A 9187-nucleotide genomic window follows, 5' to 3' on the forward strand; every position below is an offset into this window, starting at 1 on the left:
GCGGCAGCTGTTCGAACGCCACCGCATCGCGCGGAACGTTACCGTATCGCGATCAGATGACCACTTCGACGCCCTCGCCGGGCGGATTACCTGATACCCGTTCGGACTCCAGAGCGTTCTGAAGGATGATCACAGCGGCAGCCTGATCGATGACAGAACGGCCTTTTTTGGACTTCACGCCCGAGGCGCGCAGTCCCTGACTGGCCGTCACTGTGGTCATCCTCTCGTCCACCAGTCTCACCGGTACGGGCGCGACCGAGCGGGCGAGCTCCTGGGCGAAGGCCCTGACCTTGGCCGCGGCCGGACCCTCGCCCCCGCTGAGGGAGCGAGGGAGCCCGACCACGATCTCGATCGGTTCGTACTCCTCGGTGATCTGTTTCAGCCGCCGGTGGGCGGCCGGGACATCACGTCCCGGCACGGTCTCCACCGGTGTGGCGAGGACCCCGTCGGGGTCGCACGAGGCGACCCCGATGCGGGCGTCCCCGACATCGATCGCGAGGCGACGGCCTCTGCGCATCAGGCGGTTTCCACGACGAGGCGCTCGACGGCCGCCATGGCCTCACCGATGGCCTCGGGGTTCTGGCCGCCGCCCTGGGCGACGTCCGGCTTGCCGCCACCGCCGCCGCCGAGGGTCTTGGCGGCCGTACGAACCAGCTCGCCGGCCTTGAGGCCGCGCTCACGAGCGGCCTCGTTGGTGGCGATCACCGTCAGCGGGCGACCGTTGGCCGTGGTGAACAGCGCCACGACGGCCGCGCGGTCGCCCGGGATGCGGCCGCGGACGTCGAGGACCAGCTTGCGCAGGTCGTCGGCGGTGGTGCCGTCGGGAACCCGCCCGGTCACCAGCGCCACGCCGCGAACGTCCTTGGCGCCCTCGACGAGACCGGCGGCGGCCTGCAGGACCTTCTCCGCGCGGAACTTCTCGATCTCCTTCTCGGCGTCCTTCAGCTTGCCGAGCATGGCGGCGATCTTCTCCGGCAGCTCCTCGGAACGGCCCTTGACCAGCTCCTGGAGCTGGGCGACGACCGTGTGCTCCTTGGCGAGGAAGTTGTACGCGTCGACACCGACGAGGGCCTCGATACGGCGCACGCCCGAGCCGATCGACGACTCGCCGAGCAGCTTCACCAGACCCAGCTGGGCGGTGTTGTGGACGTGCGTACCGCCGCAGAGCTCCTTGGAGAAGTCTCCGATGGTGACCACACGGACGCGCTCGCCGTACTTCTCGCCGAACTCGGCGATGGCGCCCTGGCGCTTGGCCTCGTCGATCGGCATGACCTCGGCGTGCACGTCGAGCTCACGGGCCAGGACCTCGTTGATCTTCTGCTCGACGTCCGTGAGGACCGTGCCGGGCACGGCCGCCGGCGAGCCGAAGTCGAAGCGGAAGCGGCCCGGCGAGTTCTCCGAGCCGGCCTGGGCGGCCGTCGGGCCGAGGGCGTCGCGCAGCGCCTGGTGGGTGAGGTGCGTGGCGCTGTGGGCGCGGGCGATGGCACGGCGGCGGCGGACGTCGATGGTGGCGTAGGCGGTGGAGCCGACGGTCACCTCGCCGACCTGGACGGAACCCTTGTGCACGGTGACGCCCGGGACCGGCTGCTGGACGTCCCGGATCTCGACGACGGCGCCGCTGTGCAGCTTGATGCGGCCCTGGTCGGCGAGCTGGCCGCCGCCCTCGGCGTAGAACGGCGTGCGGTCGAGGACGACCTCGACGTCGTCGCCCTCGGACGCGGCGGGCGCGGACACCCCGTTGACCAGCAGACCGACGACGGTGGTCTCGCCCTCGGTGTTGGTGTAGCCGGTGAACTCCGTGGCGCCGGAGGTGTCGGCGATCTCGCGGTAGGCCGTGACGTTGGCGTGGCCGCTCTTCTTGGCCTGGGCGTCCGCCTTGGCGCGGTCCCGCTGCTCCTGCATCAGGCGCCGGAAGCCGGCCTCGTCCACGGTCAGGCCCTGCTCGGCGGCCATCTCCAGGGTGAGGTCGATCGGGAAGCCCCAGGTGTCGTGGAGCAGGAACGCCTTGTCACCGGCGAGGACGGTGCCGCCGGCGGCCTTGGTCTCGGTCACGGCGGTGTCGAGGATGTTCGTGCCGCCCTTGAGGGCCTTGAGGAACGCGGCCTCCTCGGCGAGGGCGACGGTCTCGATGCGCTTGCGGTCGGTCTCCAGCTCGGGGTACTGCTCGCCCATCGTCCTGATGACGGTGTCGACGAGCTCGCCGACGACCGGGCCGGTCGCACCGAGCAGGCGCATGTTGCGGACGGCGCGGCGCATGATGCGGCGCAGCACGTACCCGCGGCCCTCGTTGCCGGGGGTGACGCCGTCGCCGATGAGCATGACGGAGGTGCGCATGTGGTCGGCGACCACGCGCAGCGAGACGTCACTGTCGTGGGCGGCGCCGTACTGGACACCGGTGAGCTCGGTGGCCTTGTCGATGACGACCTTCAGGGTGTCGGTCTCGTACATGTTCTGCACGCCCTGGAGGATCATCGCCAGGCGCTCCATGCCGAGGCCCGTGTCGATGTTCTTGCTCGGCAGGTCACCGAGGATCTCGAAGTCCTCCTTGCCGATGCCCCGGCCGCGCTCGTACTGCATGAAGACGAGGTTCCAGATCTCCACGTACCGCTCGTCGTTGACGGCCGGGCCGCCCTCGACGCCGAACTCGGGGCCGCGGTCGTAGTTGATCTCGGAGCAGGGGCCGCAGGGGCCCGGGACGCCCATGGACCAGAAGTTGTCCTTCTTGCCCAGGCGCTGGATGCGCTCGGCGGGGACCCCGACGACGTCGCGCCAGATCTGCTCGGCCTCGTCGTCGTCCTGGTAGACGGTGATCCAGAGCCGCTCCGGGTCCAGGCCGTACCCGCCGTGCTCGGCCGAGGAGGTCAGCAGCTCCCAGGCGAGCTTGATGGCGCCTTCCTTGAAGTAGTCGCCGAACGAGAAGTTGCCGCACATCTGGAAGAACGTGCCGTGGCGGGTGGTCTTGCCGACCTCTTCGATGTCCGGCGTGCGCACGCACTTCTGGACGCTGGCGGCGCGCGGGAACGGCGGCTTGACCTCACCCAGGAAGTAGGGCTTGAACGGGACCATGCCGGCGGGCACGAGCAGCAGAGTCGGGTCGTCCGCGATGAGCGACGCCGAAGGGACGACGGTGTGCCCGCGCTCCTCGAAGAAGCTCAGCCAGCGGCGGCGGATTTCAGCCGACTCCATCAGTGGTCCTCATTCCGGTTGTACGAGTGGTGGGGATGGGGGTGGTTGGGGCTGTCCAGGGCCGCGACACGGCGCGGCGCGGGCAGTGCGGGGTCGGGCGGCGCGTCGATGCCCAGGGCCTCCCCCAGTTCGGCCTCGCGCTGGAGCATTCCGGCGCGGACGTCGAGCGCGAAGTCCTTGAGCCGGTGGCCGGTCTCGATCGCCTTGTCGGCGGCCTGAGCGGCGAGGCTCTCCGGGGTCAGCTGCTTGAGCTTGCGGTTGACCTTGGTGGTGGCCCACACGCCGGCTGCTGCGCCCGCGGTGAACCAGAAAGCACGGCGGAACATCCCTGCGTCAGCCCTTCCGCTTCCTGCCGGTCCGGGCGGACGGCACCGTGCGGCCGACGATGACCGCGCGCCGTGGCTGCCCGGCCGGATTGTCGTTCTTGTTCCGGCTCATGGCCCGGCGTACGCCGTAGCCGAATGCCGCGACCTTGACCAGCGGTCCGCCGAACGTCGAGGCGACCGTCGTGGACAGCGCGGAGGCGTTGGAGGTGACCTCCTGGACGTCCGTCGCGATGGCGTCGACCCGGTCGAGCTGCGTCTGCGCGGACCGTACGGTCGCCGAGGCGTCGGCCAGCAGGGGCACCGCCTGCTCCGTCACGTCCGCCACGAGCCGGGTGGTCGCCCTGAGCGTCTGGGCCAGCCTCACCAGCACGACGGCCAGGAAGGAGACCAGGATCGCCCAGAAGACGGCCACCAGGATCCCGGCAACCTCTCCTCCGGTCACTGCGCACCGCTCTCTGCTCGTCGAAGCTTCGAAAGTCGTCCTCCGAGCCTATCGCGCCCATGGTCGCTCCCCGAACCGCATTACCGCCGGGCAGCAAGGGGAGTTGCGTGGTCCGATTGTACGGAGCGCGTTCGTGTCGGTACCCTCCGTGTTCCATGCGACGGAGCAATCTCCCGGCCGAGCTGAACCGGTTCGTCGGACGTGAGGAGGAGCTGCGGGAACTGCGGCGGCGGCTGGCGGACTCCCGGCTGGTGACCGTGGTCGGAGTGGGCGGCGTCGGAAAGTCTCGGCTCGCGGTGAACGCCGCCTCGGCGGCGCAGAAACGCTACTGCCATGGGGTGCGGCTGGCCGAGCTGGCCACCGTGCGCGATCCCGCGCTGCTGGACCACGCCGTCACCGAGGCGCTCGGGCTCACCGACCACACCAGCAGACCGCCGCGCGGGATGCTGACGGAACACCTCGCCGACCGCCGGCTGCTGCTCGTCCTGGACGGGTACGAGCACCTCGTCGAGGAGTGTGCCGTGCTGGTCCGGGAGCTGCTGCGCGGGGCCCCCGGACTGACCGTGCTGGCCGCCGGCCGGCGTCCGCTGAGGATCGCGGGCGAGACGGTCGTGCCGCTCGCGCCGCTGCCCCAGGAGGACGCGGTACGCCTCTTCACCGACCGGGCCGCCGCGGTGGTGCCCGGCTTCGCCGCGGACGACCCGGCGACGGTGCGGGAGCTGTGCCGCCGGCTCGACGGGATTCCACTGGCGCTGGAGCTGGCCGCGGGCCGCCTCCCCGTCCTGGGCCTGGAGCGGATGCTGCTGCGGCTGGACGACCGCTTCCGTCTGCTGACCGGCGGGAACCGGGGTGAGCCGGCGCGTCACCAGACGCTGCGCACGGCCATCGGCTGGAGCCACGAACTGTGCACCCCGGAGGAGCGGCTGCTGTGGGCACGGCTGTCGGTCTTCGCCGGGCCGTTCGACCTGGAGGCGGTCGAATACGTGTGCACGGGGCCCGAGTTGCCCGCCGAGCGGGTTCCGGACGTCCTGGGCGAGCTGCTGGCGCAGTCGGTGGTGGCACGCGAGGACACCCCGGCGGGTCTGCGCTACCGGATGCTGGACACGGTGGCGGCGTACGGGGCGGAGTGGCTGGCCGCGCTGGGTGACACCGAGCGGCTCCGGCGGCGGCACCGCGACTGGTACATGGGGCTGGCCACCTGGTGCGAACTGGAATGGTTCAGTCCGCGCCAGGCGGAGGTCGCGGCGTGCACGGACGACGCGCTGCCCAATCTGCGGGCCGCGCTGGACCTGTGCCTGGAGGAGCCGGACGACGCGCCTCTGGCCCAGCATCTGGCGGGCACACTCTGGTTCTACTGGGTGGGCTGCGGGCGGCTCTCCGAGGGGCGGCACTGGCTGGACCGGGCGCTCGCCGTCCGGTCCGGTCACGAGGAGGCGCGGCTCAAGGCGCTGTGGGTGCTGGGCTACGTGGCGATCCTGCAGGGAGACAACACGGCCGCGGTGGCGGCGCTGCACGAGTGCGGCGAGGGCGCCGCACGTACGGGCAGCGCGGCGGCCGCCGCGTACACGACGCACCGGATGGGCTGTCTGGCCCTGCTGTCGGACGACATGGCGCGTGCGGAGGAGCTGCTGACGCGGGCACTCACCGCGTACCGCGAGCTGGGTGAGCTGAACAGCCAGGTACTCATGGGGCAGGTGGAACTGGCGATGGCCAAGGTCTTCCTGGGGGACCTGGCGGCGGCGGTGGCGCTGTGCGAGGAAGTCCGGGAGGTGTGCGAGGACCGGGGCGAGCGGTGGACGCGGGCGTACGCGCTCTATGTGCTGGCGTACGCGGCGTGGACGCGCGGGGAGCACGGCCGGGCCCGCGGGCTGCTGGGCGAGTGCATCGCGATCGACCACGCCTTCAACGACCTCGTGGGGCTGGTGCTGGCCATCGAGCTGCTGGCGCTGGTGACCGCGAGCGAGGGCGATCCGGCGGAGGCCGCGGTGCTGCAGGGCGCGGCGGCGCCGGTGTGGGAGGTGGTCGGGCTGCCGCTGTTCGGCTCCGGATACTTCAGCGCGCCGCGCGCCCTGTGCGAGCAGCGGGCGGGCGAGATGCTGGGCGCCGATCGGTTCCGGACCTATGTCGAGGAGGGCGGTGGACTGACGCTGGACGCCGCCGTGGAGCGGGCGCTGGCCGGGCGGGCGCGTCCGCCCGCCCGGCCGAGCGGGCCTCCGGAGGGGCCGGGGCCGGCCCCTGACACGCGGAAGCCCGCCGGCTCCCCCACCGGTCAGGGCGGGGAAGCGGCGGGCTGAACACCGCGGGGGTGGTACTGCGCCGGCGTCAGCGGGCGTAGTACTCGACGACCAGCTGCTCGTCGCAGATGACCGGGATTTCCTTGCGGTTCGGGTCGCGGTCGAGGCGGAAGGCCAGGGCCTTCAGGTTGACCTGCAGGTAGCGGGGGGTCTCACCGTCGGCGGCGAAGCCACCCTCACGCGCGACCTGGAAGAGGGCCTTGTCGCGGGAGCGCTCGCGGACCATCACGACGTCGTCGGGACGGACGCGGAAGGACGGCTTGTCGACCTTGCCGCCGTTGACCTCGATGTGGCCGTGGACGACCATCTGACGGGCCTGGTAGATGGTGCGGGCGATGCCCGAACGCAGGACCAGGGCGTCGAGACGACGCTCGAGCTCGACGACGAGCGCCTCGCCCGTCTTGCCCTCGGCCTTCTTGGCGCGGTCGTAGGCGCGCGCCATCTGGCGCTCGCTGATGTCGTACTGCGCGCGCAGGCGCTGCTTCTCGAGCAGACGGACCTTGTAGTCCGAGTTCTGCTTGCGGCCACGGCCGTGCTCACCCGGCGGGTAGGGGCGGGCTTCGAAGTACTTGACAGCCTTCGGCGTCAGCGCGATACCGAGCGCGCGAGACTTCTTGACCTTGGGACGCGACTGGTTAGGCACGTTCTCCAGACCTCCATTGTAGGTTAGGTTAGGCTCACCTTACTCAAGGAGATCGCATGTCTCGCCCTGGGAACACCACGCGCATCACAGACAGCACAAAGAGCGATGCTCCCGCTGCGCAGAGCATCGATGTGACGGAGGTCCGATCAGCTCATGGTCAGCCGCGTCCCAGCGGGCTTGAAACCGCCCGGATGCCGTCAGCAGCCGAGCGCACACGAACTCTCGTACAGAGTACATGCTCCGCGGTGCTGATCGTCCCGGGGGCGGACGGAGCACGCCCCGAGCAGCTGATGCCCGACGCCCGCACCGTGGGCACCGACGGCGACGTCTTCCTCCTGTTCCCGGCCGACGCCCCGCCCGTACGGGCCGCGACGCACGCCCAGGACGACGAACTGCCCGCCGTGCTGGAGCTCACCGATGTGGCCCCCGTCGCCGTCCCCCACCGCATCCGCGGCCACGCCCGGATCTCCGGGTGGCTGACGCGCGCGCCCGGCATCGCCGCCCCCGGCCACATGATGCTGCGCCTGGAGGTCGGCGAGGTGTACATCGACGACCTGTGGGGCGACGACGCGGTCGACCCCGACGACTTCGCCCGCGCCGCGCCGGACCCGCTCGCGGCGTACGAGACCGAGCTGCTGCAGCACCTGGCCGCCGCCCACGGCGACCGCATGCTGGCGCTGAGCACCCTGCTCGGCGACCGGGCCACCGAGGGGCCCGGGGCCGTACGGCGAGTCGTGCCGCTGGCGCTCGACCGGTTCGGGCTGCGCGTGCGCTGCCGCGACGCCTCGGGCCGTTCGTTCGACGCTCGCTTCGACTTCCGGGAGCCCGTGCGCGACGTGCACGGCATGCGCCGCGCCATGCGTACCCTGTTCGACGCGGCGCGGAGCTGACGCCCTAGCCGCCGCCCTCGCCGCGCAGCCGCTCGCGGACCTTCTCGACCACGTCCGCGTACCGCGCCTCCGCGCCGTACCGCGTCGGTTCGTAGTACCGCTTGCCGTGGATCTCGTCCGGGGCGTACTGCTGGGCGGCGATGCCACCCGGCACGTCGTGCGGGTACACATATCCCTGGGCGTGGCCGAGCTTCGCCGCGCCCTTGTAGTGCCCGTCGCGCAGATGGGCAGGGACCGGGCCCGCCAGCCCGTTCCGCACGTCCGCCAGTGCGGCCCCGATCGCCGTCGTCGCCGCGTTCGACTTCGGGGCCAGGGCCAGGGCGATCGTGGCGTGGCTGAGGGTGAGGGCCGCCTCCGGAAAACCGATCATGGCGACGGCCTGGGCCGCGGCGACCGCGGTGGGCAGCGCCGTCGGGTCGGCGAGGCCGATGTCCTCGCTCGCCGAGATCATCAGCCGGCGGGCGATGAACCGGGGATCCTCCCCCGCCTCGATCATCCGGGCCAGATAGTGCAGCGCCGCGTCCACGTCCGAGCCGCGGATCGACTTGATGAGGGCGCTGGCCACGTCGTAGTGCTGGTCGCCGTCCCGGTCGTACTTCACGGCAGCGCGGTCCACCGTCTCCTCGACGGTGGCGAGGGTGATCTCCTGCTCGTCCTTGGCGATGGCCGCACCGGCCGCCGCCTCCAGTGCGGTCAGCGCCCGGCGCGCGTCACCGCCCGCGATCCGCAGCAGATGCGCCCTGGCGTCGTCCGCCAGCGCCACCGCCTCCCCCAGACCGCGCTCCTCCGTCAGGGCCCGGTCCAGCAGCCCGCGCACATCGTCGTCGGTGAGCGGCTCCAGGGTGAGCAGCAACGAGCGGGAGAGCAGTGGGGAGATCACCGAGAAGTACGGATTCTCCGTCGTCGCCGCGATCAGCGTCACCCAGCGGTTCTCCACGGCCGGCAGCAGCGAGTCCTGCTGGGCCTTGCTGAAGCGGTGGATCTCGTCGAGGAAGAGAACCGTCTCCTTGCCGAAACCACCGGCGGCCCGGCGGGCCCCGTCGATGACGGCCCGGACCTCCTTGACGCCCGCGGTGATGGCGGAGAGCTCGACGAATCTCTTGTTGGTCGCCTTGGAGACCACGTACGCCAGGGTCGTCTTGCCCGTGCCCGGCGGGCCCCAGAGGATCACCGACGAAGCACCGGCCGGGCCGCCCGCGCCCTCGCCGACGAGCCTGCGCAGGGGCGAGCCCGGCTTCAGCAGGTGCTGCTGGCCGACGACTTCGTCCAGGGTGCGCGGACGCATCCGGACGGCCAGGGGGCTGCTGGACGGATCCTTCTCCTGGCGTTCTTCGGCTGCGGCGGTAAAGAGGTCGGGCTCCACATCGTGAAGCCTATGCCAGCCCGCTGACAGTCCTGCCGGGGCA

8 protein-coding genes are annotated in these 9187 nt (G+C 71.4%); 2 read left to right on the plus strand and 6 right to left on the minus strand.

Annotated elements, in window-relative coordinates:
• Window positions 1-52: 52 nt before the first annotated feature.
• Genes ruvX through ACY34K_RS20335 form a run of 4 tightly spaced genes read right to left on the minus strand, consistent with a single transcriptional unit; the run spans window position 53 to window position 3954 of the window.
• Complete coding sequence (ruvX, locus tag ACY34K_RS20320) at window positions 53-517, minus strand: Holliday junction resolvase RuvX (RefSeq protein ID WP_462749017.1); 465 nt, start codon at window positions 515-517, stop codon at window positions 53-55.
• A complete protein-coding gene (alaS, locus tag ACY34K_RS20325) occupies window positions 517-3186 on the minus strand; it encodes an alanine--tRNA ligase (RefSeq protein WP_462749019.1) in 2670 nt (889 codons plus the stop codon). The genes ruvX and alaS overlap by 1 nt, the downstream gene beginning before the upstream one ends.
• Window positions 3186-3512 carry a DUF6167 family protein gene (locus ACY34K_RS20330; protein ID WP_462749021.1) on the minus strand — a complete coding sequence of 109 codons (327 nt, stop codon included), beginning with the start codon at window positions 3510-3512 and terminating at the stop codon, window positions 3186-3188. The genes alaS and ACY34K_RS20330 overlap by 1 nt, the downstream gene beginning before the upstream one ends.
• Window positions 3513-3519: 7 nt before the next feature.
• Complete coding sequence (locus ACY34K_RS20335) at window positions 3520-3954, minus strand: DUF948 domain-containing protein (protein WP_462749023.1); 435 nt, start codon at window positions 3952-3954, stop codon at window positions 3520-3522.
• Between the two features lie 155 nt (window positions 3955-4109).
• Here ACY34K_RS20335 and ACY34K_RS20340 point away from each other — a divergent pair, with 155 nt between their 5' ends.
• Window positions 4110-6248, plus strand: coding sequence for an ATP-binding protein (locus ACY34K_RS20340; protein ID WP_462749026.1), 2139 nt, complete (start codon window positions 4110-4112; stop codon window positions 6246-6248).
• Between the two features lie 28 nt (window positions 6249-6276).
• Here the strand turns inward: ACY34K_RS20340 and rpsD are convergent, their stop codons facing one another.
• Window positions 6277-6891 carry a 30S ribosomal protein S4 gene (rpsD, locus tag ACY34K_RS20345; protein ID WP_462749028.1) on the minus strand — a complete coding sequence of 205 codons (615 nt, stop codon included), beginning with the start codon at window positions 6889-6891 and terminating at the stop codon, window positions 6277-6279.
• A gap of 191 nt (window positions 6892-7082) precedes the next feature.
• Here rpsD and ACY34K_RS20350 point away from each other — a divergent pair, with 191 nt between their 5' ends.
• Window positions 7083-7781 carry a DUF2470 domain-containing protein gene (locus ACY34K_RS20350; RefSeq protein WP_462749031.1) on the plus strand — a complete coding sequence of 233 codons (699 nt, stop codon included), beginning with the start codon at window positions 7083-7085 and terminating at the stop codon, window positions 7779-7781.
• Window positions 7782-7785: 4 nt separating this feature from the next.
• Here ACY34K_RS20350 and ACY34K_RS20355 read toward each other — a convergent pair whose 3' ends face one another.
• The gene (locus ACY34K_RS20355; protein WP_462749033.1) at window positions 7786-9144 is read right to left on the minus strand and encodes a replication-associated recombination protein A; all 1359 of its coding nucleotides are present in this window, start codon (window positions 9142-9144) and stop codon (window positions 7786-7788) included.
• Window positions 9145-9187 lie beyond the last annotated feature (43 nt).

It is taken from the genome of Streptomyces sp. STAM6 (assembly GCF_054963715.1).

Coding starts and splice junctions, on each gene's coding strand:
- ACY34K_RS20340 (WP_462749026.1), top strand. CDS start 4,110: ATGCGACGGAGCAATCTCCCGGCCGAGCTGAACCGGTTCGTCGGACGT.
- ruvX (WP_462749017.1), bottom strand. CDS start 517: ATGCGCAGAGGCCGTCGCCTCGCGATCGATGTCGGGGACGCCCGCATC.
- ACY34K_RS20330 (WP_462749021.1), bottom strand. CDS start 3,512: ATGTTCCGCCGTGCTTTCTGGTTCACCGCGGGCGCAGCAGCCGGCGTG.
- alaS (WP_462749019.1), bottom strand. CDS start 3,186: ATGGAGTCGGCTGAAATCCGCCGCCGCTGGCTGAGCTTCTTCGAGGAG.
- ACY34K_RS20350 (WP_462749031.1), top strand. CDS start 7,083: ATGCCGTCAGCAGCCGAGCGCACACGAACTCTCGTACAGAGTACATGC.